Origin of the sequence: Moorena sp. SIO4E2 (assembly GCF_010671945.1) — a bacterium.
Taxonomy (GTDB): Bacteria; Cyanobacteriota; Cyanobacteriia; order Cyanobacteriales; family Coleofasciculaceae; genus Moorena; species Moorena producens.
The window spans coordinates 18,290-44,292 of record NZ_JAAHIE010000003.1; the positions used below are offsets into that span (position 1 = coordinate 18,290).

General features: G+C 43.2%; 24 protein-coding genes, 1 tRNA gene and 4 pseudogenes. 20 read left to right on the forward strand and 9 right to left on the reverse strand.

All coding sequences use genetic code 11. The features are described 5' to 3' along the window. Nucleotides 1–228 precede the first annotated feature (228 nt). Both clpP and F6K37_RS00970 read left to right on the forward strand, forming a co-directional pair. Complete coding sequence (gene clpP, locus F6K37_RS00965) at nucleotides 229–831, forward strand: ATP-dependent Clp endopeptidase proteolytic subunit ClpP (RefSeq protein ID WP_008182028.1); 603 nt, start codon at nucleotides 229–231, stop codon at nucleotides 829–831. A 24-nt stretch (nucleotides 832–855) separates the two neighbouring features. After that, complete coding sequence (locus F6K37_RS00970) at nucleotides 856–1,014, forward strand: hypothetical protein (protein ID WP_008182031.1); 159 nt, start codon at nucleotides 856–858, stop codon at nucleotides 1,012–1,014. Between the two features lie 200 nt (nucleotides 1,015–1,214). Here F6K37_RS00970 and F6K37_RS00975 read toward each other — a convergent pair whose 3' ends face one another. From F6K37_RS00975 to F6K37_RS00985, 3 genes are all read right to left on the reverse strand, one after another. Then, nucleotides 1,215–2,045 carry an ABC transporter permease gene (locus tag F6K37_RS00975; RefSeq protein WP_287247577.1) on the reverse strand — a complete coding sequence of 277 codons (831 nt, stop codon included), beginning with the start codon at nucleotides 2,043–2,045 and terminating at the stop codon, nucleotides 1,215–1,217. Nucleotides 2,046–2,098: 53 nt separating this feature from the next. After that, on the reverse strand, nucleotides 2,099–2,857 hold the full coding sequence (locus F6K37_RS00980; RefSeq protein ID WP_287247579.1) for an ABC transporter ATP-binding protein: 759 nt from the start codon (nucleotides 2,855–2,857) through the stop codon (nucleotides 2,099–2,101). Nucleotides 2,858–3,171: 314 nt separating this feature from the next. Further along, nucleotides 3,172–4,218 (reverse strand): ABC transporter substrate-binding protein, encoded by a 1,047-nt coding sequence (locus tag F6K37_RS00985; protein WP_287247581.1) that lies wholly within the window; start codon nucleotides 4,216–4,218, stop codon nucleotides 3,172–3,174. 597 nt (nucleotides 4,219–4,815) lie between these two features. On the opposite strand from F6K37_RS00985, the gene F6K37_RS45285 reads away from it, so the two are divergent. The 3 genes from F6K37_RS45285 (at nucleotide 4,816) to F6K37_RS00995 (ending at nucleotide 7,217) form a co-directional block, all read left to right on the forward strand. Next, entirely contained in the window at nucleotides 4,816–4,938 is a 123-nt protein-coding gene (locus tag F6K37_RS45285; RefSeq protein ID WP_044492584.1) for a DUF8629 family protein, read from the forward strand. Between the two features lie 475 nt (nucleotides 4,939–5,413). Further along, a complete protein-coding gene (locus F6K37_RS00990; RefSeq protein ID WP_287247583.1) occupies nucleotides 5,414–5,575 on the forward strand; it encodes a hypothetical protein in 162 nt (53 codons plus the stop codon). A gap of 10 nt (nucleotides 5,576–5,585) precedes the next feature. Continuing rightward, a complete protein-coding gene (locus tag F6K37_RS00995) occupies nucleotides 5,586–7,217 on the forward strand; it encodes an MBL fold metallo-hydrolase (RefSeq protein ID WP_287247585.1) in 1,632 nt (543 codons plus the stop codon). 371 nt (nucleotides 7,218–7,588) lie between these two features. On the opposite strand, the gene F6K37_RS01000 is transcribed toward F6K37_RS00995, so the two are convergent. Continuing rightward, a complete protein-coding gene (locus F6K37_RS01000; RefSeq protein ID WP_008182036.1) occupies nucleotides 7,589–7,900 on the reverse strand; it encodes a DUF6679 family protein in 312 nt (103 codons plus the stop codon). Nucleotides 7,901–9,467: 1,567 nt separating this feature from the next. Here F6K37_RS01000 and F6K37_RS01005 point away from each other — a divergent pair. The 3 genes from F6K37_RS01005 to fba all read left to right on the forward strand — a co-directional run bounded on the left by F6K37_RS01005 (nucleotide 9,468) and on the right by fba (nucleotide 12,097). Then, nucleotides 9,468–10,337, forward strand: coding sequence for an aldose epimerase family protein (locus F6K37_RS01005; RefSeq protein ID WP_287247588.1), 870 nt, complete (start codon nucleotides 9,468–9,470; stop codon nucleotides 10,335–10,337). A gap of 66 nt (nucleotides 10,338–10,403) precedes the next feature. Further along, nucleotides 10,404–10,475, forward strand: a tRNA-Lys gene (locus tag F6K37_RS01010). Nucleotides 10,476–11,017: 542 nt separating this feature from the next. Beyond that, nucleotides 11,018–12,097 (forward strand): class II fructose-bisphosphate aldolase, encoded by a 1,080-nt coding sequence (fba, locus tag F6K37_RS01015; protein ID WP_008182039.1) that lies wholly within the window; start codon nucleotides 11,018–11,020, stop codon nucleotides 12,095–12,097. 136 nt (nucleotides 12,098–12,233) lie between these two features. On the opposite strand, the gene F6K37_RS01020 is transcribed toward fba, so the two are convergent. Both F6K37_RS01020 and F6K37_RS01025 read right to left on the reverse strand, forming a co-directional pair. After that, nucleotides 12,234–12,548: a DUF3181 family protein gene (locus F6K37_RS01020; protein WP_008182040.1), complete on the reverse strand. Its 315-nt coding sequence runs from the start codon at nucleotides 12,546–12,548 to the stop codon at nucleotides 12,234–12,236. A 238-nt stretch (nucleotides 12,549–12,786) separates the two neighbouring features. Then, nucleotides 12,787–12,996 (reverse strand): annotated as a pseudogene (locus F6K37_RS01025) (2TM domain-containing protein); the annotation flags it as partial. A gap of 513 nt (nucleotides 12,997–13,509) precedes the next feature. Between F6K37_RS01025 and F6K37_RS01030 the strand changes: the two are divergent. From F6K37_RS01030 to F6K37_RS45295, 5 genes and pseudogenes are all read left to right on the forward strand, one after another. Then, nucleotides 13,510–13,674: a hypothetical protein gene (locus tag F6K37_RS01030; RefSeq protein WP_008180834.1), complete on the forward strand. Its 165-nt coding sequence runs from the start codon at nucleotides 13,510–13,512 to the stop codon at nucleotides 13,672–13,674. Between the two features lie 356 nt (nucleotides 13,675–14,030). Then, entirely contained in the window at nucleotides 14,031–15,863 is a 1,833-nt protein-coding gene (locus F6K37_RS01035; RefSeq protein ID WP_008180831.1) for a mechanosensitive ion channel family protein, read from the forward strand. A gap of 332 nt (nucleotides 15,864–16,195) precedes the next feature. Further along, nucleotides 16,196–16,615 (forward strand): annotated as a pseudogene (locus tag F6K37_RS45290) (hypothetical protein); the annotation flags it as partial. A gap of 157 nt (nucleotides 16,616–16,772) precedes the next feature. Further along, nucleotides 16,773–17,072, forward strand: a pseudogene (locus tag F6K37_RS01040) (IS701 family transposase); the annotation flags it as partial. A 403-nt stretch (nucleotides 17,073–17,475) separates the two neighbouring features. Then, nucleotides 17,476–17,755 (forward strand): annotated as a pseudogene (locus tag F6K37_RS45295) (IS701 family transposase); the annotation flags it as partial. A 289-nt stretch (nucleotides 17,756–18,044) separates the two neighbouring features. Here F6K37_RS45295 and F6K37_RS01045 read toward each other — a convergent pair. Beyond that, nucleotides 18,045–18,299, reverse strand: coding sequence for a hypothetical protein (locus F6K37_RS01045; protein WP_008180817.1), 255 nt, complete (start codon nucleotides 18,297–18,299; stop codon nucleotides 18,045–18,047). Between the two features lie 1,594 nt (nucleotides 18,300–19,893). Between F6K37_RS01045 and F6K37_RS44435 the strand changes: the two genes are divergently transcribed. The 5 genes from F6K37_RS44435 to F6K37_RS44440 all read left to right on the forward strand — a co-directional run bounded on the left by F6K37_RS44435 (nucleotide 19,894) and on the right by F6K37_RS44440 (nucleotide 21,228). Then, entirely contained in the window at nucleotides 19,894–20,076 is a 183-nt protein-coding gene (locus F6K37_RS44435; RefSeq protein WP_161603132.1) for a transposase DNA-binding-containing protein, read from the forward strand. A 138-nt stretch (nucleotides 20,077–20,214) separates the two neighbouring features. Further along, nucleotides 20,215–20,463 (forward strand): hypothetical protein, encoded by a 249-nt coding sequence (locus F6K37_RS01050; protein ID WP_008180813.1) that lies wholly within the window; start codon nucleotides 20,215–20,217, stop codon nucleotides 20,461–20,463. Between the two features lie 134 nt (nucleotides 20,464–20,597). Next, nucleotides 20,598–20,921: a hypothetical protein gene (locus F6K37_RS01055; RefSeq protein WP_008180811.1), complete on the forward strand. Its 324-nt coding sequence runs from the start codon at nucleotides 20,598–20,600 to the stop codon at nucleotides 20,919–20,921. Then, nucleotides 20,921–21,124 carry a hypothetical protein gene (locus tag F6K37_RS01060; RefSeq protein ID WP_008180808.1) on the forward strand — a complete coding sequence of 68 codons (204 nt, stop codon included), beginning with the start codon at nucleotides 20,921–20,923 and terminating at the stop codon, nucleotides 21,122–21,124. The genes F6K37_RS01055 and F6K37_RS01060 overlap by 1 nt, the downstream gene beginning before the upstream one ends. Further along, nucleotides 21,121–21,228: a hypothetical protein gene (locus F6K37_RS44440; protein WP_353737160.1), complete on the forward strand. Its 108-nt coding sequence runs from the start codon at nucleotides 21,121–21,123 to the stop codon at nucleotides 21,226–21,228. The genes F6K37_RS01060 and F6K37_RS44440 overlap by 4 nt, the downstream gene beginning before the upstream one ends. A 392-nt stretch (nucleotides 21,229–21,620) precedes the next feature. Here the strand turns inward: F6K37_RS44440 and F6K37_RS01065 are convergent, their stop codons facing one another. Both F6K37_RS01065 and F6K37_RS01070 read right to left on the reverse strand, forming a co-directional pair. Further along, a complete protein-coding gene (locus tag F6K37_RS01065) occupies nucleotides 21,621–21,809 on the reverse strand; it encodes a CAB/ELIP/HLIP family chlorophyll-binding protein (RefSeq protein ID WP_008180807.1) in 189 nt (62 codons plus the stop codon). Next, the gene (locus F6K37_RS01070; RefSeq protein ID WP_044492440.1) at nucleotides 21,806–22,807 is read right to left on the reverse strand and encodes a succinate dehydrogenase/fumarate reductase iron-sulfur subunit; all 1,002 of its coding nucleotides are present in this window, start codon (nucleotides 22,805–22,807) and stop codon (nucleotides 21,806–21,808) included. Before F6K37_RS01070 ends, F6K37_RS01065 begins: the two co-directional genes overlap by 4 nt. 408 nt (nucleotides 22,808–23,215) lie before the next feature. Between F6K37_RS01070 and F6K37_RS01075 the strand changes: the two genes are divergently transcribed. Both F6K37_RS01075 and F6K37_RS01080 read left to right on the forward strand, forming a co-directional pair. Further along, on the forward strand, nucleotides 23,216–23,635 hold the full coding sequence (locus tag F6K37_RS01075; RefSeq protein ID WP_008180804.1) for an AbrB family transcriptional regulator: 420 nt from the start codon (nucleotides 23,216–23,218) through the stop codon (nucleotides 23,633–23,635). 1,164 nt (nucleotides 23,636–24,799) lie between these two features. Beyond that, nucleotides 24,800–25,660: a CPBP family intramembrane glutamic endopeptidase gene (locus tag F6K37_RS01080; protein ID WP_008180802.1), complete on the forward strand. Its 861-nt coding sequence runs from the start codon at nucleotides 24,800–24,802 to the stop codon at nucleotides 25,658–25,660. The last annotated feature ends 343 nt before the right edge of the window (nucleotides 25,661–26,003 follow it).

Below are 26,003 nucleotides of genomic sequence, written 5' to 3' on the forward strand. Positions count from 1 at the left end.
ACAGGACTCCCTAGCCTAGTCATGCAACATAGCTGACCAACCGATAACAAGCCGCGAGGCAAACATGAGGTTATGCTTCGATAGGGGCTTGAGGCTGTTAACAGGAACGGGTATGAACTGCATCTGTTCTCCCCACATTGATCTAAGACGGTTTTAACCGCCCTTTTCCTTTGTTTTTCCTCCCCAGTCGCCCATACACGGGGTTTGCAAATTTCACGCTTATTTTTTATGATTCCTACAGTTATCGAGCAATCCGGTCGTGGCGAACGTGCCTTTGATATTTACTCTCGTTTGTTGCGAGAGCGCATTGTATTCCTCGGACAACAGGTTGATTCTGACTTAGCTAACTTAGTGGTTGCCCAATTACTCTTTCTAGAAGCCGATGACCAGGAAAAAGATATTTACCTGTACATCAACTCTCCCGGCGGTTCAGTGACTGCGGGCATGGGCATTTTCGATACGATGAATCAAGTTGCTCCGGACGTCTGCACTATCTGTGTTGGACTAGCAGCTAGTATGGGGGCTTTCTTACTCAGTGCTGGTGCTAAGGGTAAACGCATGAGCTTGCCCCACTCCCGGATTATGATTCATCAGCCACTGGGAGGAGCACAGGGACAGGCAAGCGATATAGAAATCCAAGCAAAAGAAATCCTGTACCACAAGCAGCAGCTAAACAATTATTTAGCAGAACATACCGGTCAGCCACTGGAAAAGATTCAGGAGGATACCGAGCGGGATTTCTTTATGTCAGCGACTGAGGCTAAGGACTATGGTTTAATCGACCAGGTCATTGAGCGACGTCCCATAGCAACCCCTTTACCAACAAACTAATGTCTTAGTTGACACTCCCCGTCTATGCGCGAGCAGGGAGTGTCAACTAAGACGTTAGTTTGGGGAGATGCTAAAGCGATCGCTAACCAGGTCCCGACTATTGCTGAAGTGGCTCCGGAAATTAACAATCGGCAGTTAATCACAGGAGTTAAGCAATTACAATACATCAATAACTATATATAGTTATTTATTACAAGTAACAATAAAATCAATCACCAAAAGGTAACTTCAGCTATAGGAAATGAAAACGGATATCGGATTTCCTAGTTAGCGTGAGGTACATCTAGATTTTTTTCCTGATCTTGATTGAGACTTTCGCTTATATCGAAATCGAATCATATAAAAAATTAATCTTAAGAGCTGCTTTACTATTAATTATCAAATCAATTATCTCTGGTGAGAGAACTTTCATGCCATTGCCCCAGAACCAAGTTGGATAAGGTGGTCAAGAGTACAAAAATCAAGATACCTAGACTACTAATCATAAACAAAGCAGCAAACATCCGGGGAATTTCGAGATTGTAGCCAGCAATTAGCATTTGATAAGCAATTCCTGAATTAGCACCGCCTGTACCGGCAACAAACTCAGCTACTATTGCTCCGATTAAGGCTAATCCACCACTAATACGTAATGCAGCTAAAAAATAGGGTAAAGCACTTGGTAATCGCAGATACAGCATTGTCTGCCAGCGAGATGCTTTGTAAAGCCGGAACAGGTCACTTAAGTTGGAATCGATGCTATTTAAACCAAACGTCGTATTAGAAATAATCGGGAAGAATGCTACAATCCAAGCACAAAGTACCAAAGCAGCGAAGGTATTGTTCCTCAGCCAAATAATAATTAAAGGCGCGATCGCAGCAATAGGCATTGTTTGCAAAACTACTGCATAGGGATATAAGCTTTTTTCAATCCACTTACTCTGAGCCATTAACATGGCAATTAGCAATCCTGAAATTGCTGCTGTTATAAAAGCAGCTACAGTGATTTTTATGGTGATCAGCAATGGCTGAAATAAACTGTTCCAGTCCCTAATTAATACCTTGATAATCAGCAAAGGACCTGGTAATATATAGGAGGGCGTACTAGTCACTCGAACAGAGATATCCCACACCATCAACACCAGGATTCCCACTGCCAAAGGGGCTATAATATCGATAGATAGCAAACGTTTCAATTTTAGCTTTGCCAGAACGAAGGCTTTGGTTTTTTCCATAAAATTTTTAGATCGCGTTTAATATAGCTGTAATATTTCTATTCATAATATTTCTATTCATAATTCATCCCTTTTGACAACTGCTCAGCCACCTTGCGACAATATTTTGTATAAACTAATGATGTACGAAACTGTTCCTTACGTGGTAATGGTTCATCAATAGTTATATCCGCCACTACTCGACCTGGACGAGCTGCCATTACTACCACGCGATTGGATAGATATACGGCTTCATAAATATTGTGAGTCACAAAAACGACAGTCCAGTGTTTCTTACTCCACAAATCAAGTAACTCCAGGTTAAGCTTAGTACGAGTGATATCATCCAAGGCTCCAAAGGGCTCATCCATCAGCAATACCTTGGGAGAAGTAACAAGAGCTCTGGCAATAGAGACTCGCATTTTCATGCCACCGGAGAGTTGACGGGGATAGGATCGGGCAAAACTTTCTAGTCCAACTAATTGGAGCGCTTCTTTAATAGCATTATCAGCCACTTTTTTAGATACCCTTGCTAATTTAAGAGGCAAACGAACATTTACCATTACCGTTGCCCAAGGCATTAGTGCTGCTTCTTGGAAGACAAAAGCTATCTCGTTTTGGTGGCCGCGATCGCTCCATTCTATGTTTCCCGAACTCATAGTGCTTAGTCCAGCAATGATGCGTAGCAGGGTACTCTTGCCACATCCCGATGGTCCTACCAGACTGATGAATTCAGACTTATTGATGTTGAGATTTAGGTCTTTTAGCGCTACAGTACCATTGTCAAAAGTTTTGTTGACATGGGTAAGAGAAATAGCTGGTTTTTGGTTCATCTATTGTCAGTTAGTAGCAATAGACTTCTTGCAGAAGTCGGTAACAGGTAGCAGCGGAAAAAAATTTATAAAAACAGTATCATAAAACTACTTTTGCAAGAGCTCTAATCAGTGATTAGCAATCCGTTAATAGTTTAAATTATTATCAATCACTAGATAGAAATTAATGTCTAATAACAATATCTAATAAATTTGATGTTAACATGTCTATAAATAATATATTCGGCATTTTACTTTTTTTTTAATAAGCTGTTATTTCGGTACTTAATTAAAGTAACTAAAAAGTAACTAATAAACTAAAATGTTAACTAACTTTATGTATAAAAATTTACTCCTTTATTGACAAATGCTAAGGTGTAGGCTTGTTTGTAATCAGTCTTGGCATCAAGTACCCCAACGGTAACTAACTCATTGAACAAACTTTCCCAGCGTTCATCGGTCATTGCCCCAATGCCAAGTTTTTCAGCATCGCCAGAAATGATAATACCATACTCTTTAAGCTTATCCAGACCATAGGCGATCAGGTCATCGTTCATCTCTGGATTATCTTTTTTTATCAGCTGATTGCCTGGTTCGGGATTCTCTAGATAGCTATACCATCCTTTGATTGACGCATCAACAAATCGCTGAACCAGGTCGGGGTTAGTTTCAACGAGTTTCTTGGTGGTTTCGATGGTGAAAGCATAGGGATTATAACCAGCATCTGCTAAGGATAATATATTGGGCTTAAAGCCTCCTTGCTTTTCTATAAGGTAAGGTTCAGAAGTCAAAATTCCCTGTTGAGCTGAATTTTTATCTACTAAAAAAGGGCTAACATTAAAGTTGTAGGGGCGTTTCTGGTCATCTGTAAAACCGTATTTTGCCTTGAGTAGGGGCCAATAGGTGGTGATGGCTCCAGGAGAAATAAAAATCGGTTTACCTTTTAATTGTCCCAGAGAGTCATTGCCTACCCCTGGATGAGCCAAGAGAATTCGTATTTCTTTTTGGAAGATACTTGCTAAAGTAATTTTGGGAATACCTTGTTGCACTGCTTTAATAGCATCAACAGCCTGTCCCATAGTTAAATCAACTACTCCTCCCATTAATAATTGGGTGGTATTGCTCTGAGGACCTGTTGGTTGTATGGTAACATCTAGGTCATAGTTTTGATAAATTCCAGTAGCGACAGCCTGATAAAAACCACCGTACTCTGCTTCAGCTTTCCAGCCCAGAGCAAATTTTATTTTATCTAATTTACCTTTTTTTTCTGTCGTTAATGGTGTAGAGCTTTGATTATTACAAGCTGCCAAAACACTACTACCAAGAGTCACGGAGCTAAGTTTAATGAATTGGCGACGCTTAATTTTATAGATTTCTTTCATCTAAAACTTCAACCGGCTATAGCAATCATTTAGATTATTTGGTTGTGGTGGTTTAAAATTCCGCAGTTTTAGGGTAACTAGAACGGTCTGGCAGGGTAAAACCTTAAGTTTGGTTTACGTTCCCGATTAGCAGCTTCTAAAATAGTGCGTAATTTACCTAAGTTACTACCGATAGCGTTCGCACTAAGCTGGTACTCCCTAAGCTGTACTCCCTAAGCTGGTACTTTGTAGTTGCCATTTTTTATAAGCTCACTATCACTTTGGCGTTTAAACCCCAACAAACACACTGATATAAATAATACCATACTCGCTCTAATTAAAAAATTAAGAATATATAATCATAGAGAAATAGAAAAATATTACAGTAGCTATGACTTTGAAGCTAACACGGACAGATCTACATTGAATCTGTTCATCTTATGAAACAAACCGTGAAACCCTATCCCCACCTCCATTTCCCCATCTCCCCATCAGCCTCAACCCAAAAATTAAGTGGGTGACAGCTTAGGCAGGGGATTGAGGCAGGTTCTGGACGAAACAGGGAGTTACAATGAACGTGACGCTTTTTTCTCACAGCCATGAGGAGTTATTAAGAAAATGGAAGTAAAACTGGTTTTAGTGGTACTAACAATTGCATTTACTGCTTTGTGCCTGTTTTTTGGGACTAAGAATGGATTTTATGATTCAGACGATTATCACGGCAACGGCTCTGCACACTAAGCTTCCAGTATTTACTTTAGCTGTCAGCTGCTGAGCTTTCAAAAAGCATTCATGGTTTAGTCTTGGAAAAACCCACGCCTCTGCTATTACAGCAGAGGCTAAAGGCTAGAAGCTGACCGAAGTGTGGGGAGTGTAAGGGGGCTCACGAGGGTTTTCCCAAGCCCCTTCCTTCTAGGTAGGCATGGGTAGTGTCAAAAAATTGAAATCGTCACTTAGAGGTTAGAGGGACTTCACCAGTCCCTCCCTAGTTAACTCCCTACTGTGGTGATGTTGTTGCCAGTCTTTATACCCTCTTGACTCTGACCTCGAAAGGAGGGAAACTAGGTGAGAACTCCCCACACCCACCCTAAGGGGTAGGGTGTGGGGTTCTTGTGGACTCCAGAGTGACCTATAGGGTATATCGAGCATACAAACCCCTCTAAATTGGTATGGAGTGACAAATCTACCACGTTTGTTTTGACTGGGGAAGAATCTGTTGAATTTTCCGTTCAAGGAAGATGCAGCCTTAGTAAAAATAGTTCCACCTTATTTTCCGTTGGCGATCGCCGATTCTGTCTGCCTCTTCCAAGGCTTAATCATTCACCCTTCCCTGATTAGTAAGACGTGGGTTAACGGAGCCGGATTAGCTAAAATTTAAGTTGAAGCTCATGAGCAATCAACGCCCAGTAGCATCCTCTGATCAGGATGACCGATTAACCTGCTTTCCTTACGGTGTTGGTCATGGTGCAGAAGGGGTTTGTTTGTTGGTGCAGATGGGGCCACACCGCATTCTGCTGGATTGTGGATTAGAAGACATTTCCCCCCTACAGACCGATGGGATACCACCAGCAGATTTAGTCCTGTGTAGCCACGCTCACTCAGACCATAGTCAGGGATTGCTGGCTCTTCACCAAACTTTTCCACAATTACCAATCTACGCTAGTGAGGTAACGACTCAACTATTACTACTCAACTGGCCGGAACTGCCTCCTGAGGATATTCTCCCATTTTGTCAAGCTCTCCCGTGGGCTACCCCTGTAGAATTCTGTGAGGGACTCACTGCTCAATTGTTCCCAGCTGGACACTTGCCAGGAGCAGCAGCATTTTTACTCACTTACACCACTCGCCATCGAACTTACCGACTGCTTTACACCGGTGACTTTTTCCTGTCGAACTCACGGCTGGTGGAGGGATTATCCCTTGAATCACTCAGGGGTACACAGCCGGATGTGGTAATTGTAGAAGGTAGTTATGGCACTGCTCGACATCCCCATCGGCGGCAACAAGAAAATCAACTAGTAGAGCGTATTGAGCAGGCAATTGCTACCAATAACTCAGTTCTGTTACCAGTGCCTACCTTAGGTCTAGGTCAAGAAATCCTCATGCTCCTGCGCTCTCATCACCACTTTACAGGGCGCGACCTAGATATTTGGGTCAATGGAACGGTGGCTGCTGGTTGTAATGCTTACTTAGAACTACTGTCTCACTTTCCCACCTCAGTACAAAATTTTGCCCGACATCAAGCCTTGTTTTGGGATGAGCGGGTACGTCCTCGGGTGCGGCGGTTAGATCCCCAGCACCGAGATGCTATCGGTAAATCTCCCTGTATTATCCTCACTGACTTAAACATGGATTGGAGGGAGTACTGGCAGCAAGAGAACCGTTCTTGGGTTGTCCTGCAACCGGAACATCTTAAATCTTTGGTACCAATGGATGACTACGGATCTCTTAAGGTTGAAACTTATCTGCTGGCTCAACATGGAGATTGTCTGGGAACCACCCAGTTGATTCATAATCTTCGACCTCAACATGTGATTTTTGTTCACGGCTCTCCTACCTACCTAGCTGATCTTGCTGGTTTGGAAGAATTACAAAATCGATATCATCTCCATACGCCAGCAGCAGGAACACTCGTAGAACTTCCCATCGGTGATACCTTTATCAGACCTGCTCTACCAACGGAAACGAACTATGAAGGAGAGTTGAATGAATTAGATACACTTGTCTATATAACTCTTTCAAGGGCGATCGCAACGGATCCTCGTTGGCAAAATTTCGCTGATACTGGTTTAGTAGAAGCCCGCTGGCAAGGAGAAGAACTGGTCTTGCGGGGATTGTCACAACGAGAACTACTCAAACAAGGGGGCAGAGCCAAGATACCAATTAATATCGAGTGTTGTGGTAATTGTTTGTACCAAAGAGGGCAGCGCTGCTGGAATCCAGCCTCAGCTCTCTATGGTTTTAAAGTAACACTGGAGGGGTACTGTCCAGTTTTTGAACGGATAGAACCCCTTGAGTAACGAATAGTTAAGGGAAAATTGCTAGCTAATTGTGAGTTATCAATTTTCCGATACTTTTTAGCTACCAAAGTCTACCAAGATAGACCAAAGTCCGCCAATGCAAGATGCTTTCGCATCCAGGGGGTATCTCCCAAAGCTCTCAGGAATATCCCGCGAGCGCCATAAAAATGTCAAAAAAGTTATAACACCGGGATCTAAGCGCAACTATTAAACCCTTGGTTTTCGGCTTTAATTTAAGTTACATAATAATCGCTTTCGGTGTTACCTAATTTAAGTCTAACAAATAATAAGAGTTTTTGGTAGACTCTGCGACATTTTCGATTAGTTTTTACTCACCCTTAACGGTTGGTTGTCCATTAACAATGAATAATCTAGTCCTGATTTAAGTCTTGGGAGCGGGGGTGAATTTGTTCAGCCTCCGGACAATCATCAGAGACTATCGGATCAACATTACCTCGGAAAACAGAAGCTAGCTTGTGACTGACAGAGCCTATGCTTTCCAAGCGGACCATTTCTTCCCAGGAACTGATCTCATCCTCTTCGTCTGTTTCATAACGAATTGTGACTAAATCTCCCTCGATATCAACAATGCGGGCGTGTTCAATCCAACGTTGCTGATCCCGCAAGAAAACGCAGACCTCACGACCATCGCAGCAGAGTTGATAAATCTTGCGGTGTAGCATATTGGGCTTCTCCTGTTGCAGATAACTCTTGGTTTTACTGGTGAAGTAAGCGGTTGCGTTTCTCTAGAAACAACTTTATTTTGACATACTTCCCACGAATATAATTGGCGGGATTCTCTCCATCATTGGGATGATGAGAGAAAATCGAAGGCTAAAATAAACCTGAGCCACCAGAGTAGGAATACTCCAGATCCTTTTTTTGTTGGCTCTGGCGACTAAAATACCATTTACTTGAGTAGTCGAGCCGCCATGATCAGCAAAAATAGATTCCAAGAATTAAAAGGATTAGCCATGATTGTAGCTCACTCCTCGTATCCCCAGCCCTAAAGGGTAGGGGTTGGCTTGAAATCATTTTTGGTTAACTTAACATGGAATTAAGCGGGTTTGTCTATTCCTTGTTAAAGATTAAAATAGCTTAATAGTCTTTTATGTTCATTGCTTGAGAGTGTAGCTTGCATTAGATGCGAGCTTGAGTTTGAGTTGATCAATGCTGCTCGTGTCATTGATTACTTTTTTTATGCATTGTTTTTATGCATTGTCTTGATGCAGAGCGCGAGTTGGGGAAACCCCCTCAGGTCGGCGCTACATCCCTTAATTCAGCAAACTATACCGCCCTAACCCATTTCTCCTGTTTGCCAGCAATGGTGCTGTAGTCTTTCAGAGATGGTGTTTGGGGGTATGGTTACTCTATAGTTATTTGGAAACTTAGATTCCACTAGCATTCCTATCCAGACAATGGAGTAAGAATTTGAAAACTCCCCCAAGTTGAAACATAGGGGATTATGAGCGGATGTTGCTCAAGCGGTTAAAAACCGGCTAATAGTAACGTTCACAGTAGGATTTGACTCATACTGCTGTGGTGGTTTAAACACACTATAAACGACCTCAGCTCAAAAAGAGCTGTGCCGTTACCTTTAGTCTTGTTACCTGTTAGGTTTGTCACCGACTTGGCTATTTATAGGATACAACAGGATAAATCCTACTGCTTATTAACATCGGCCTGGATAAAGCCTTCTGGTCTAAGAAGCCAACATTTTGCTAGGTGTATAGAGGTTTCAAATACCAATCATTGTGACATAGTGACAGCTCCTAGAATGATTCTTGAGAATTAGTGTAGGATTCGCAACCAATCCGGCTATTGCTTAGGAGGCGTTGCGCTTTAAGAACGGACTGCCCTGCCGCTCTGTTTTTGTTTGTCTTTATTTGAAAATTGTTCTACTAACAAACCAGCATTCTCGGCTTTGCTTGCTATTAAATACAATATAACATTTTTAAAAAGACCCTGTGCAAAATTCATCCCACGAGAAAGCGCGAACCCGCACCCGTGGCCATTACCGTAGCGTGGGCATTCCCATCGCGTGACCAAGGGTCGCCGATTTGGGGCTTCTTTTGCCGGAAGCTAATCCCTGTCATTGATTGGCACTAAGCATCAATTTTGTGCCAATCTGCCTACCTGCCATCGGTCGCAGTCAGAGTCACTCAAAAATAGGCTTTTGCTGTGACCAAAAGCGGTTAGGCACTCAATAGACTGATCAATCTGATTTTAAATCGTAAGGGAGAAAAGCCAGTGTTTGAGATCCTACGCACTCAAGACCAATACGAAACTTACATTCTCACTGACCACAATGCCCAGTCTCGATTAGAAGTGGTTCCTGAACGGGGTGGCATTGTCACTCGGTGGAATATCCAAGGTCAGGAGATTTTTTATCTTGATGCGGAACGCTTTAAAGATCCCAATCTGAGTGTACGGGGTGGCATTCCCATCCTCTTCCCCATCTGTGGAAACTTAGTTAATGATACTTATACATACCTTGGCAAAGACTATACTCTCAAACAACACGGCTTTGCCCGTAATTTGCCTTGGGAGGTGACTGATAGTGCAACGAATGACATGGCAGTGTTGACTCTCACCCTCAAGAGTAATGACCAAACTCGCTCTGTCTATCCCTTTGACTTCGAAGTTACCTTTACCTATCGATTACAGGGCAACACGTTAGACATTGACCAGCGCTATACTAATCATTCCGCTGAACCGATGCCCTTTTCCACAGGTTTCCATCCCTACTTCTTGACGTCTGACAAAACTAAACTGGAGTTTGATATTCCTGCATCGGAGTATCAGGAGAAGCAAACTCAAGCAGTACATCCTTTCACTGGCAGTTTTGATTTTAGCTGTGATGAAATTGATGTAGCGTTTGGGCAACTGAGTAATAATACGGCCAGTGTTACTGATGCGGAAAGGGGATTAGCGATCGCATTGACCTACACTGATGCTTACTCGACCTTGGTATTTTGGACAGTTCAAGGCAAGGACTTTTATTGCCTTGAACCTTGGAGTGCTCCCCGTAACGCTCTTAACACTGGGGAAAATTTAACTAACTTAGCTCCCGGAGAGAGTAGTGAGACATCGGTGAGGCTAACGGCAAAATTTTTCTAAATTTCCCTAGACATTTCCTTATCAATGTGATATTCTTAGTAAAGGTATGTTTGATAAAAGCTTACCGGGTCGCTAACTCAATGGTAGAGTACTCGGCTTTTAACCGATTAGTTCCGGGTTCGAGTCCCGGGCGACCCATTTTGACCTAACTTTTAGATAGCCGTATATCTCTATCGATACAAATTCTAGGTACTAGGTACAAGATAAACAGTTGACCACCTCTGTGGTTTAAGAGGGATACTTCCTGGGCTTGTCAGAACCCGCACTCGCCAACGAAGCTTAAATTATTGTTCCAATCAGAAAGGTTAGGAGCTATTATCAAAAATAATAGCAAAACTACCTATACTTTACTGTTTATCCAGATTTTACCCAGGGGTGGTTGGGGATTATTTTCTATATTTGGGGATTTTTGTCAAGTTTTATAGATTCAGCTTTCTCTAGATGATCTAATTAAGAAATTTGAATAAAAGCTGCAAAATATCTTAAGATTATCTAAAGAATTAACCTGTCTTGATGCAGTCGCTCATGGGGGTTTCCCCCAAGACCTCGCTGCATCGCTGTCTAGAAGCAACTAGATTTACATGTCTGGACTGGCGATTCTGTTCACGAGTCACTAGGGAGTGTCAGACGTGAGGCTTCTCGCCGGAATAGCTAACAAACAAAGTTAGGAGGAATATAATATGGCACTTGTACCCATGCGGCTACTGTTGGATCACGCAGCTGAGAACGGCTACGGGATTCCAGCATACAACGTTAACAACATGGAACAAATCCTGTCTATCATGCAGGCTGCTGAAGAAGCGGATAGTCCGGTAATCTTACAAGCTTCTCGTGGTGCCCGCAAATATGCAGGTGAGAACTTCCTCCGCCATCTGGTCACAGCAGCGGTGGAATCCTACCCTCATATTCCCATTGCCATGCACCAAGACCATGGCAATAGCCCAGCCACCTGCTATTCGGCAATTCGTAATGGCTTCACCAGTGTGATGATGGATGGCTCCTTGGAAGCTGATGCTAAGACTCCAGCCAGCTTCGATTACAACGTCAGTGTTACTGCCGAAGTAGTAAAAGTTGCCCATGCTATCGGTGTTAGTGTTGAAGGGGAACTGGGTTGCCTAGGTTCACTGGAAACCGGTAAAGGTGACAAAGAAGATGGTCACGGATTTGAAGGAACTCTGACTCGCGACCAACTATTGACCGACCCCGACGAAGCAGTTGAATTTGTTGAGCGCACCCAAGTTGATGCTCTAGCTGTAGCTATTGGTACTAGCCACGGTGCTTACAAGTTCACCCGCAAGCCGACTGGAGAAATTCTTGCCATTAGTCGCATTGAAGAAATTCATAACCGTCTGCCTAACACTCACTTGGTGATGCACGGTTCCTCATCTGTGCCTCAAGAGTGGCTTGACATGATCAACCAGTACGGTGGTTCTATTCCTGAAACCTATGGTGTACCCCTTGAAGAAATTCAAAAGGGTATTAAGAGCGGTGTCCGTAAGGTTAACATCGACACCGACAACCGCTTGGCTATTACTGCTGCTATCCGGGAAGCTGCTGCCAAAGATCCTTCTAACTTTGACCCCCGTCACTTCCTCAAGCCTTCTATCAAGTATATGAAGCAGGTTTGCTTGAAGCGTTACGAAGCCTTTGGTACTGCTGGTAATGCTAGCAAGATCAAGCAAGCGACTATCGATGTTTTTGCAACTAAGTATGCCAACGGTGAGTTAAGTGCTGTGGCGAAAAAAGCTGTAACTGCCTAGTTTTTCACGCTTCACAGGAAAACCTTTGCTGTTTTGGTGAACCAAGAACAAGCAGAATTATTTGGGTAGCTGTTCAAGTTACCCAATTTTTTGTTATTAGTGATTAGTTATTTTAAAATTGCCTATTTTCAGACACTTACAGCTGTCTTTGATACTCTTCGAGAATATCGATTAGATCCATCTGACACTGCATGGGTAGCAAATCTGCTAGGGGAACTTGCCGTTTACCACCACCTAGCTTCACCTGAATGCTTTGCAGGATTGGCATCATCTGGTCTTCTGTGATTGTATTAGTGTTACCGATTAATAGGGGATAAAATTGTTCAGCCAAAGTGGTATGTAGATGGGCATCCCTGAGGTAAAGATGCCACTTGGCTACATCAATATATACCTTGTCGCCAATTTCAGCAGCGAGAGTTTCGATTGCTTCTGTAGAAGTTGGATTAGCCATGGTAATTAGCTGTTTCTAATTAATTGCATGTTGGGATATCTAAGGAAGGTTTAAAGTTGAAGGTTTAAAGTTAAAGGTTTAAAGTTTAAATTTTCCCTCAAAACAGTTGGCTCATCACCTTGAATTAAAAGAGCCGAGTTTATTTGCTGGCTTTCAGTTAACCGTCAACAGTTAACCGTCAACCGTTAACCGTCAACAGTCAACCGAAAATCAATTACTACAATTATCTTGGGTGATTTCATCCTTGAGGGGATTCGGTTGGAGGTTCTTGAGTAGGCAGGGGGGTATAGTTTGCGATCGCAAATATATAAACCCCATGCCCTACTAAAATCAATCCCCACAGACCAGTAAACCAGTATGCCCAAGTCCATTGAGCATACTGTATAGTTTTGAAGAACCACACTCCGGAATTACAAGCAGCAAAAATTGCCACATGTACAGCAAAGTTAAACTCGCTGTAATCCTTGTAGGATAAGGCTTGCGCTCAAATAGAACAATTGAACTATTTAATACCCAAAAGACAATCATAGCAAGGCTTTCAGACTTCTTAAGATTTACTTTACAAATCAGCTCTAATAAGCGATTTGGCTATCACTACTTATTTAGACAGCTTACACCCTGTTAAATCCTCAATACATAATCTTGGTCATTTGTCAAAAAAAATTAGATGCGTTTGCCCTGGCCATCACTACATGTTTATCACTACCTCCGGATAATTGCCCACACTTACGATATCCAGACAAAATCTTTCTCCCCCTGCTCTCCTGCTGCCCTGCTCCCCCTGCTCTCCTGACCAGGAAGTAGGTTATTCAACCGGATTTGATAGTATTCTGTTTCTCTAGGAGCATTCAACGAATTGTTAAGAATACAGCCCAGTAAAAATAAATGGTTTTACCGAGTTTTACAGAAGCAGATTATACCAAATACGGCTGGTAAATCTACCATTACCGATAAATAAGCTATGGATGATGGCAGCCATGAAAAATTAATGATCAGCCAGGGAAATAAAGATGTGATAAAAGCGGAGTCGGTATTCAGCAAAGATTTTGCAAAATTTTTGTTCAAGATGTTTATTGATGGAAAATATTGGGCAACAATAAGGACATGGCTCGATTTGAACCAATAAAAGGCTATCTATACCTTGTTGACTGTTGAGTGTTTACTGTTAAACGTTAACTATTGACTGCCCTCGAGATCGTCATTTCTTCGTTAAATACAGAGAATTAGAATCTGTCAAAACCGAATATTTGCGGAAAATTCGGTTCCCCTGCTCTGCTGCTCTGCCCCCCTCAGTCTAAATCAAGAATCAAACAGCTCTGCCGATCTTCGGGGGTAATGGGGGGAGCAACTGTTGACAGTCAACGGTTAAAACTCAACAGTGAACCAAACTATACAGGTTACATCTTCATTGGTTAACACTCAACAGTCAAGCAAACTATACAGGTTACATCTTCATTAACGTCTTATTAACACGAAAAACCAATGATTCGTTACCGACATAAGAAAATTAGCATTTTATTTGGCAGTCTCTTAATGGTTGGGGCATGGTGGTTACCTGCTCAAGCTAAACAGACCACTAATTCAGTCTTAGAGAAAGCAATTACAACTGAGGATCCAACTATTCCGATTGAGGAGCTAGAGCTAATGCTCAAGCCCTTGACATTAGATGAGCTGGAGGGTGAAGCTAAAGCGTGGATGTTCTTGCTTAAAACTAAAGTTAAAGAACTTAGCGATGCTGAAATTGCTGTCAAGCGCAAAAATCGAGAGCTTCAACAAACTAAAGAAGCTGTTGATGCCCTAGAAGATGCCAAAGAGGCTCTTGAGGAAGCGACAGACACTAAGGAAAAAATAGAGACTGAGGGATCGGCTGAGGATCGCCTTAAAGCTTTAAAAGCTGCTGAAGAGGCACAGGAAGCTCTCGAAAAAGCTCAAGAGTCAGTAGAAGAAGCAGTTAAAGAAGAGGAAAAGACCCAGCATGATAAAACCTTGCAAGGGGCAATTGATAAAGCAGTTGAAAGTACTGAAAAGGAAAAAGATAAAGCAAAAACTTCAAACGAGGATGTTGCTAAGGTTCAAGAAAAGATTGGGACAATTAGCAACAAAATCGTTACTGATGAACAAGAGCAGAAAAAGACTGAACAGGGACTTGACAAAGCCAAACAAGACCTAGAAGAAGCGGTGGAAGCGAAGACCGAAGTTAAAAAGCAAGTTCTGGTCAACATGACCACACTGCGAGAGGAACGCACTGCTTTAAGCGATCGCTTTGAGGTGGTACTTGAAGAGCTGGAAACTAAAGGCGGTGATGTCGAGTTGTACAACAAATACATCGATGCAATCAGTGGGATTAAGGTTGACGTAACCGACACTCAAGGAACCTGGATTACCATCGTCGGCTGGCTCCAGTCTAAAGAAGGAGGTCTGCGCTGGGCGAATAACATTGGCAAATTTTTAGGAATTGTCGCTGGCTTTAGCATCCTCTCCCTGATTGTAGGGACAGTCCTCGAGAAATCTTTGTGGATGTTCCCGAATATGTCAGCTATGCTCCGTCAGTTCGTGGTTAGGATAACCCGTCAAGGATTATTTGTGGTGGGTATTATTTTAGGTATCACTGCCCTAGAGGTCAGTATTGGTCCACTGATGGCTATGATTGGAGCTGCTGGTTTTGTGGTAGCGTTTGCGTTCCAAAATACCCTCGGTAACTTTGCCAATGGGTTAATGATCTTGCTCTATAAACCTTTCGACGTGGGCGATATGATTGAAGTAGCTGGGGTAAAAGGTACGGTTAAGGATGTCAACTTAGTTTGCACCACAATCAAGACTTATGAAAATAAAATCATTATTATCCCGAACAACTCAATCTGGGGTAACGTTATTGAGAACGAAACCAGTAGCCCCGTCCGCGCTATGTTCCTCACGGTAAGGATCAGCTACAGCAATAGTATTACTCAAGCGATCCAAGTTCTTAAGGATATTGCCAACTCTCATCCTTTAGTATTGGAAGACCCTGCACCTTGGATCGACACTGGGGAATTGGCTGAATATGCTGTTAACATTTGGTTTATGGCCTATACTAAGAAACAGGATTACTGGACAGCCTATTGTGAGATCAGCCGAATTATAAAAGAAAGATTTGAACAAGAGGGGATTGTGATCCCACTGCCGAAGCAGGAAATATACATCAACGAAGCTATCGCTAAGCAAGAGGGGAGTGGGGCAAAAACCTTTAAAGGCAATGACCTTACCCTAGACGGAAGTCATGGCCAGATAGCAACTTCAAAGCCCCATAGCTCTTTCCCCAACGGTAAGACAGCTTGAATCTGTAGACTAATCTGTAGAGGGTGATAGAATGCTTGCGCTCTCAATCAGGCGTCCAACATCCTAATTGGCGTTGCGTCAGTCTTCGAATGAATAGGAGTAGAGTGGGCATCCTGCCCGCCCGAAAAGATCCGGTGCGCTTTCCGCATCTAATTATTACAGGACTTACGCAACTGGCACAGTGGGTAGCTTAAATATAGTACTAATGTACTATATTTAAGCTACCTCTGTCATCAGCCCTTTTTCAGATTAGTAATAATAATTAATGGTCGTTCGTTTTTTCAATTTTCTGATCAAATCAGAGGATGGTGCCTTAAAAAATTCAGTTATTGATGAAATTTACTAAACTTAACTATTGTCAATACTTATTAAGTAGCCACCTCAATTATACTCTCACCAATTTAGCCTAACATTTAGGGCAGATTAGCCATGATCAAATCAACGGTTATCTAAAAAATGATAAGTTGACCCCACGCTTACTGTGGGATAATGTCAAATACTTAATTGAAATAAATGAGCAAGCCGATCTAGTTTTTGATGACACAGTAATTGAGAAACTATACTCTATAAAAATCGATATAATTAAACGACAATATAGTGGTAATTTCCAGGGTATAATCGAGGCGCGACCCAAGGGCAGTTTACCTGCCCATTGGAATGCGCGCCTCCAAGTAATTTGATTAATAAATTGCCTATAGGTCAATCACGAAACCCAAAAGTTTTGGGTAGTATACTATCGGATTTATGACCCATAACGCTGAAGTTACCGTAAGAATAGGGTCGCCTTAATCAATGGAGGCGCGCTTTCCTATGGCGAATTAAATTACGGGGTCGCGCCTCAAGTTTTAACCCTTCTATGCATAGCTTGTCAACCATAAAGGCGACCCTATTCTAAGGTTTCGTCTCTAGGATGGTAAGACAAAAATAGAACAGGTTTTGGATAGGCTCCAAAACCTTGTCTATTCTAAGGAGTTGCCATTTAGAACTGTATTGATGGACAGTTGGTATGCCAAAAATAAATTAATGTTATATATCGATGGTTTGGGAAAATATTATTATTGTCCTCTCAAACGGAATCGACTTGTGGATGAGACTGGCAATCAAAAAGATTATCAAAGAATTGAATCATTAGTTTGGGATGAAAAAGAGTTAAAATCCGGTAAATTAGTAAAAATTAACAAATTTACCTGCTCCAAAAAAGTGAAACTTTGACCGGTAAGTGTCTCCACCGACAAAACGGATTTTATCGCTGTCTTGATGCAGTCGCTCATGGTTTGAATTTACCGTAAGATAGGGTTGCCTTGTCTTGATGCAATAGCGAGTGGGGGAAACCACGGCAGTCGCTCATGGGGGAGACCCCCAAGACCGCGCTGCCTCCCCAAGACCGCGCTGCATCGCTATTAAAAAATATTTAACCCTTTTCTGCATAACCTGCTAACTATAAAGGCGACCCTATCTAAGGTTTTGTCTCCGGGGGAAACCACGGCAGTCGCTCATGGGGGAGACCCCCAAGACCGCGCTGCCTCCCCAAGACCGCGCTGCATCGCTACAAACGATTTATCTCAGAATTATGAGGCGCGACCCAAGGGCAGTTTACCTGCCCATTGGAATGCGCGCCTCCAGGGACGTTGTACAAAAAGAGTGTAAGGTTCGATGTCAGGTTGAGGAGTTTCATCTTAAATTAAAACAATTGACTGGTATTGAATCATGTCAAGGTCGCAAGGGTCGTATTCAAAGAAACCATATTGCTTGTGCTATTTTAGTTTGGCTCTTTCCTTAAAAATTTGGCTTATAAAAGTGGTCAAACAATTTATCAAATTAAGCATGGGCTCAAATCCAATTACTTAATTAACCAACTAAAACGTCCCGACATTACTATGTCTATAGTTTAGTTATTAGACTCTCGCCGTGGTCTAGCCCCCTGGTTGACTGACAAAACTCAACAAGCATAGTCAAAAGACCTTACTGTAAACTAAGCGCCGATACCTCTTCTGCTCGTCCTGTTTTCGGGAAGCCATCGCTGGTGATGGGTCGGGTTTCCCACTTAAAATTAGGGTTTCAAACAACTCCCAACCAAGAGTAGCGTGCAGTCAATACCCATGCCCAACCAATGCATGAGATAACTGTTACCGCGCGCACCAGTGAGGGTCTACAAAACGGCGTAATCCTCGGGCTACGACCTTAGTTCCTTGGGCAGTGAGATAAAGAGTAGCGTACCCCAAGACGAAACACAATCGCGATCAGGCGCTTTGCATTCCGAATCTCACAGCTTTCCAACTCAAAACCATTGGACTTGTCATCAAGAAAGCTCTCTTCAATATCAAAGCGTAAGCCATATTCCCGAAATGTCAGCAAGGGTGGTCGGTTCGTCGCTGACGATGTACCAAAGTTCTCCGCTAATTCCATCATTTGCCAGACCCAGATTAACTGCACCATGCATATTCGGTTTTGTGAATCCAGACATTTTGGAGTAAAAGAGCTTCACCCCGTAGAACATGAAAATCTCGTACTTGAGACCAACCTAACCCATGTCGCCAGAGCCAGAAATCACAGACCAATGCGGATGCGATAATGCGTTCCCCAGTTCAGCCAAGGCATACAACATTCACCTGAGTATTGATGAATCCTCTGTCTGCTAGCAGTACAACTTGAACTCTATCTGGGATTAATCGCGACACTGTCAAGAGCTTTGTCATTATAGCTGCCTATCAAGACGCTGCATTAAGAATGCTCCAGTACTCGCGCTCGCCACTGGCACTGCTCTTCCTCGATATACCACAGCTACCCTAATCAGACAATATTGATTCCACAGCATGGAAGTATCCAAGCGAAGGATACAATAGTTCATTTTCCCATCTATTCTTCGCTTCCTGAATCAGTGGGCTATATAACCGTTGTGGATTAATCCGGGGACCGAAGCAACCATCGACTGAATCGACGTTGCGTGACTGTCGCAAACACAGCACTTGAGTGGATGTACATAGTCCATTTTGTCAGATTTACGCTACCTGAGTGAATTAGTCCAACTACCATCCAGACGCCTTGTATGTAGATGCCTGATATCAGCCCATTGTTTGGATTGACCCAATAACGTAACTTCGGCATTATAGAGACGGGAGGTGTTTTCGCTTGTCATCCTGTCTGAGTTTAGTCACCCAGTCAGAATATGGCATTTGTAGCCAATTTGAGAAGGTAACACCTTCCATCACTGGGAAAGGATGAGTCTTCCGTTGGGTAGCGCGCCGCTACACCGATTGCTGCACCGATCGCGCTATGTGAACTTTTGTCAGTCAACCAGGTCTAGCCCCACCATTAGTTGTGCCAGTTGCGTAAGTCCTATATTAAATTCGCTCAAGGTGCGCGCCTCCTAGGGCGAGTAAATCGCCCTTGGGTCGCACCTTCGGGTCGCACCGCCAGGAACGGGCAAGATGCCCATTCCACCTCACTCTTAAAATCATTCCATTATTAAGCAATGCCATCTAATTGGCACAACTGATCCCCAATCCGGGTGCAATACTCCGGTTTAATTCAGTCCCCAGAGGCTTGTAAAGACCTAGCATGCTAGGTCTTTACATTTGTGTAGCCGCAACAATCACCTCGTCAGGGCAAAGAGGAAATACCAGGCAGAGGTAGTATATAGCGCTACGGGCAAGGCCAGAGGAATCCCCCCTACCTTAATACTATCCATTAGGCAAAAGTAGTCGAAACAGTGATAGAGACGTTTGATGTAGGCAAGGATGGGGAGAGGAGTGGTGAGCGTAATTATTAACTGGAGTATAGACTAACAGGGGTTTCCCAAGACTGTGATCGCTAATCTTGAAGTGCGATCGCTAATCTTGAAGTGCGATCGCTAATCTTGAAGTGCGATCGCGCTTAATTCGGTGCAGCAAAGCTGGAGTGGACAGTGAGGCGGAGGTTGTGAGAGTATGAAAGGAAAAAGCCAATCAGGGGATGAAGAGGAACAAATGAAGGATTGGATAAGCCAGGAGATAAATCCGAAATTTTTCAGGACATACGCCACGCAAAAAGATTGAGAAAGACACTTCTGGTCTTAAGTGAGCATCCAGGAGAAACAGTACCAAAAGCGAGTGGAAATGCCAGCGAGAGTCAAAGTATCTACAGATTTTGGTCAAATAAGACAGTGAAAGGGACCGACTTATTGGCTTCACACAGGGAAGGCGTAGTGAGGAGGTGTGTCGGTCGCCGTGAGTAGTGCTGGCAATACAGGACACGACCGACTTGGAGTATAGGACACATCAAGCCACGAAGGGTTTGGGATATATCAATCAGACCAAGCAACTTCGAATCAAAGTTCATAGCTGTATAGCGGTGAGTGCGCGCTTGAGAGCCATTGGGACTGCTACATCAGCAGAGTTGGACAAGAAAGCACAGGAGTGGAAAGAAAAAAGAACGCAAGAAAAAAGCGATTCAAGAAAAAGAAAGCTATCGATGGTTAGAGACTCTTACAGGAGCCGAGGAAGGACTAGCCGAAAAAGCGAAGCTCATACATGTTGCTGATCGCGAGGCCGATATCTTTGAGTTGTTCGCCCAAAAGCGCTCTGCCAAAGCGCGAATTACTGATTCTTCGAGAGCAGTATAACCCCAGGGTGAAAGAGGAGATGGGATATCTTTTGCCGACGATTGAACAAAGGCCAATCTTAGGTAAAATGACCATCAACTTAGAGCGTAATCCCAAACGTCCAGCTCGCCCGCGCACTATTACAAATCCGAGGGATGAGAGTCACTCTGGAAGTGCCTCAACATCACCCCAAACCCCACAATCTCCAGCCAGTGGAAATCAATGTACTACTCGTAGAAGAAACTGAGAAACCTGCTGATGGTAGTCCACCCATTCGTTGGTTATTGCTCACCACTCTACCCATTGACAACTTTACTCAAGCTTGGCAATGGGTGCAGTGGTATAGCTATCGGTTGCTGATCGAACCCTTTCACAAAACCGCTCAAAAGTGGCTGACGCGCGCGAAAAACTTCAACTTCAAACCCGAGAGCGTTTACTCAAAGCACTGGCTACTTATAATATTGTTGCTTGGCGATTAATGTGGTTAACTTATCAAGCTCGACTTAATCCCGATGCTTCTTGCCAAGTTGTTTTCTCTCCACCGGAATGGAAGCTCAAGCGACTTCAATTTCAACCCAAAAACCCCTCGAAAAAACCTCCTACTCTTGCGTTTTGCTCTGACGCGGGATTGCACGCTTGGGTGGATTTTTGGCTCGTACTGGAGATGGCGAACCTGGCTTGAAAACTCTCTGGCGAGGGCTTTCTACCTTCTACCATTTGCTTGAAGGTTCACAACTTGCTTCTACATCAAACGTCTCTATCACTGTTTCGACTACTTTTGCCTAATGGATAGACCTTAATAAGGGGGGCGGACAATAGGCAAAGGTGCGCTTTCCGGAGACGAAACCTTGAAGAGGGTCCCCTTATTACAAAAGTTTTAACCCTTTTACGTATAGCCAGTAACCCATAAAGGCGACCCTCTGAATACGGTAACTTCATTCCTGCATCTAATTATTAAATTAGCCACGAGTCGCACCTAAAAGTTGACTACAACAGCGTAGGTGCGCTTGACCTTGGCGAATTAAATTAGCCACGGGTCGCACCTTTTGCTGCTTGTATCAATGTCAAACACCTTAATGGGTAGTGCTATAACCGTCAACCCTCAACCCTCAACAACCGTGATGGTAAGAGCAAAGAAATCTCAAGCTCCCGATCATTATATAGTGGTTGGAAATTCCTTAGAGTAGACCCAGCCAAGTCAACAAACCTTGACCAGTGAGCAATTCCAGTAACAGGATACAAACTAAGGCAACCATCGCAAACCTGCCGTTGATTTGCTCAGCATAGGGAGTCCAACCAAAAGCTGGTTCAGGTTGGTTAAAAGACTCCTCAGATGATTCACTAGAATTGGGTGTTTCAGAACTCATGGCTGCTCAGATCCTTCAGACTCCAAATTTTTTACCGATTCAATTAGCGATCGCACTTGTGATGTCCCTGCTGATGGAGAAAAGCTCAAGGGAAACTTACCTCGAACTAGCATTCGTAATCCCAGTGGTCCTAGGCTCGCCAAACCTTGGATATCTCGAAATGAGTTACCAACCACCTGCAAGCCAAACTTACGCTCATCAATCCAACCTCCCTCTTTCACTAAATCAATTAGGACTTTGCGGTGGCGGATTGGACGACTATCTTGGTCATCAATACCTTCAAGAATATCCTGTTTAATCTTACCGATTTGATCCATAGGAGCCACACCCATCGGGCAAACGGCATTACACATCATACAGCGGGTACAACCCCAGACTCCTTTTGTTCCTTCGTTATATTTCTCCAAACGATTTTCCGTGGTATTATCACGGGAATCTACCACCAGACGCTGTGCTTTAGCCAAGGCATGAGGACCGACAAAATCTCGATTAACTTCTTTGGCATTACACTCAGAATAACAGGCACCACACATGATACAATTACCTGCCTGAGCCAAATGCGATCGCTCTTCAGGACTCTGTAAAAATTCCCGTTCGGGAATCTTCCTAGCAGCAGTGCTGACGTAGGGATCAACAGCTTCTAAGTTATCCCAGAAGCTGCTCATCTCAACGACTAAATCCTTGATTACTGGCATATTCCCCAGAGGTGCTATAGTAATCTCCGGAATTTTAGATTCATCTGGCAGCTGTTGGTTCCCCAATTCATTGCCCACATTTTCCTTACAGGCCAAAGCCGACCGACCATTAATTCGTATGCCACAGCTACCACAAATCGTGTTGCGACAATTTTTGCGAAAAGCTAAAGTACCATCTTGTTCCCACTTAATACGATTCAAGCATTCGAGAATCGTGTTTCCTTTCTCGACATCCAGCTTATAAGTCTGGAGTAGTGGGGCAGTGTTTTGAGTCTGTCGAATGATTTTGAAATCAACTTGCATAAAACTAAGCTCTTGAATATTCCAACATATACAAGGATAATCGGTAAGGTTAAGGGCTAGGGTCAACAGGACTCCTATTCCGGTGAGTAGTTCCTCTTGATAATTAGGCCATACTTGTTTGAGTAGTCCCTCCCGAAGCAATACCGCTCGCTAGTTGACTTCTGGTGTAAGAGTGCTTTCCTTTTGGTATGTTTCCTGGATTATTTCCATAGTTATCATGTTACTGCCCCTAAAGGCTTAGGCAGGGATTGTCTGATCTGTTATTATTGAAATACGTAAAGATTTAAACAAATGATCCAAAATATCTTGTCAACTGAGATAGATTTAACGATATATTTTTAATAGAGCCAAAGTTTGGCGATTAATGATCTTGACCACTCTGAAGTTTAAAGGATATCTCGTGAGATTATGCCAGAGATTTCAAGTACTCCCCTAACTGGTAAAGCATTACTTCAAAAAGTAAAAGAGCTATCACACTTGCCTCGCCGAGAGACAGCCAAGCGTTGCGGCTATTACACTATAACTAAAACAGACCAGACCCGCGTTAATTTAACAGATTTTTATGATGCGGTTTTAGGAGCCAAGGGTGTTCCCCTGGATCCAGAAGGCACAAAAGATGGTCGGGGGCGTGAACCGACTTATCGTGTGAGTGTCCATAAGAATGGTCAAATTGTTATTGGTTCAACCTACACTCATGCCATGGGATTAGAGCCTGGTGATGAATTTGAAATTAAACTAGGCTACAAACATATCCATCTCAAGCAGGTGGATAACGATTTTGAATCTGAAGAGGTATCTACTCAAAAAGCAAAGAAAGCCACCTCTTAGTGCGTGTTCCCTAGCGCTCTCTTGGTGCGCGTTACCTAGCGCTTTGAAAAAGTGCGGGGTGGCACCGCTTTGAAAAAGCTCGGGGTGGCACCGCTTTGAAGTAATCCTTCTTACAGAAAATCCTGCGAGTTTGAAACCCCCGTCTCTCAGCGAGCGGGGATGAAAAACGACCATGTGGGGCTAGCGTTGCCTCGCCGTGAATATTTTTTGGGCACGTGAGCTTTTAAGAATCTGTTACCGACGTGATGGGTAAAGCCCCCGTGATTTATCCGGGGGATAAAACAGAAATTGACGAATAAATTCGTCAATGGATATTTTTTTATTCTGTTGTCGGTAATCCCTAAACTAGCGCTGTCCTATATAATAGGAAGTGAGACAACCAACTTGCCTGAATATAAATAGACAACGTAAAAACCTGTTCAAAGTAATGATACGTGCACCTCGGTTTCGTCTAAGGATCTGGAAGTCTATGAAACGAATAAGGTAGATATTGTATTAAAGTTGATTGTCTCCCATTCTAAAAAGGTAGGGTGGGGCACACCACAACCTGGATCTTAAATCCAAACCCTGGGTTTGAAGTTACCGTTAGAGAGGGTCGCCTTATTAAAAAAGATTTAACCCTTTTCTGCATAACCTGCCGACGATAAAGGCGACCCTCTCTAAGGTTTCGTCTCCGGGGAGATTTGGCCTCTACTGTGCTTGGTTAAAACCAATCATAGCAAGCCGAATCGTTGAGCCAAGAATCCCCATCTATTAGCGAGCGGGGAGTCTCAAAATAATTGAATCGGTACCATAAGGCACAAGCAAACCGCAGGTAAAAAACCTGAAAAAGCTTGGGCTAAGCTCACTATGAGGGAAAAAGGACAGACCCACATCTACTTGGAAAATGTCAATTTTTTAAGCAAGTGGACTGGTTGATCTGCTGAAAAGCTGATCACCTTGAAGAATCATATGTCTACCCTTCGATAGTGGAGGATGCCCCATAAGAAGACAGTAGAAACAAAAATCTTCTTTCTACTACCTGAGGAGTCGGTAAAGCAGGCTATTACTAACCAGCCCGATGTGCTCTGTCCTTAGGGAACTTGGCATAGGAAAAAAGCAGCCGCTTATGATAGTGTAGTTGAGACCTTATAGTAATTTGATAGTAATTTGCCAATCTCGCCAATGGCTATTCTTGATCAGGCAACTAATGGGTCGTTTGTGTCATTAATGACGTCAACTACTCTTTTGAAGGTAGGAACTTTTTTCCTAGCTTGGGCAGTTTTTTGGCTTCCCCTAGCTTTCCCTATAGCTATGGTTTTAAAGTGGCGTCCAAATCAGCCTTTAGCACCAGACCAAAAGTTACCACTACTGGCAGCACTTTACCTGATTGCTCCCCTAATTTTATGGGGAGCTTCTCAACTAGAGGGGGTGCCTTTCTCCGATTACGGATTGGATTGGAAATTAAGCGTTTTAGGGTCTCTAGGATTGGGACTAGGAGTAGGTATTCTCAGCTTAATCATAGTATTTACTGGGCAATTATTACTAGGCTGGGTGAGGTGGAATTATGAAAATTGGCAGCGTTTGGGACCGATATTACTGCCAGTGATGTTATTAGGGCTGTGGATTGGGCTTACAGAAGAGTTAGTCTTTCGTGGCTTCTTAGTGAATCAACTACAGCAGGATTATTCTATCTGGGTAGGAGCAGCCATCTCTAGTGGGATTTTTGCCCTGTTACACCTAGTTTGGGAACAAAAAGATACTATCCCTCAGTTACCAGGATTATGGCTAATGGGAATGGTATTAGTCCTAGCCCGTTGGGTGGATGGAGGCAGTCTGGGTTTAGCATGGGGACTACATGCTGGTTGGATTTGGGGTTTAACTTGTTTGGACTCAGCTGAGTTAATTGCTTACACAGGCATTGGACCAATTTGGATAACGGGTTTGGGAGGAAAACCGTTAGCTGGGATAGTGGGTCTTCTTTGTTTATTGGAAGTTGGGGCTTTATTATTACTGATGTTGCCAGATCAGCTGGTCAACATTTGATCAACATAATAGACTTCGCGGCAGTTGTCGGGAGGGAACAGCGGATCACCGAAACAGTGGACAATAATTGAGGCAAACACTATCAGAAAACTACTTTTGAGGTCTAATCAATATTTAACCTGTTTTAAATTGGCTTTAAGCCTGTCAACAGACTCCTATATATAGCACTACCCATTCAGATTAGGACATTCCTAAACTCCGAAACGTAAGTAATCGCTTACTTTTGACTTCTGACTTCTAACTTCTCACGCTAAGCGTAGCGCTATAACACTACCCATTAAGGTTAGGACATTGATAAAAGCTGAAAAAGGTGCGACCCGTGGCGAATTAAATTCGCCACGGA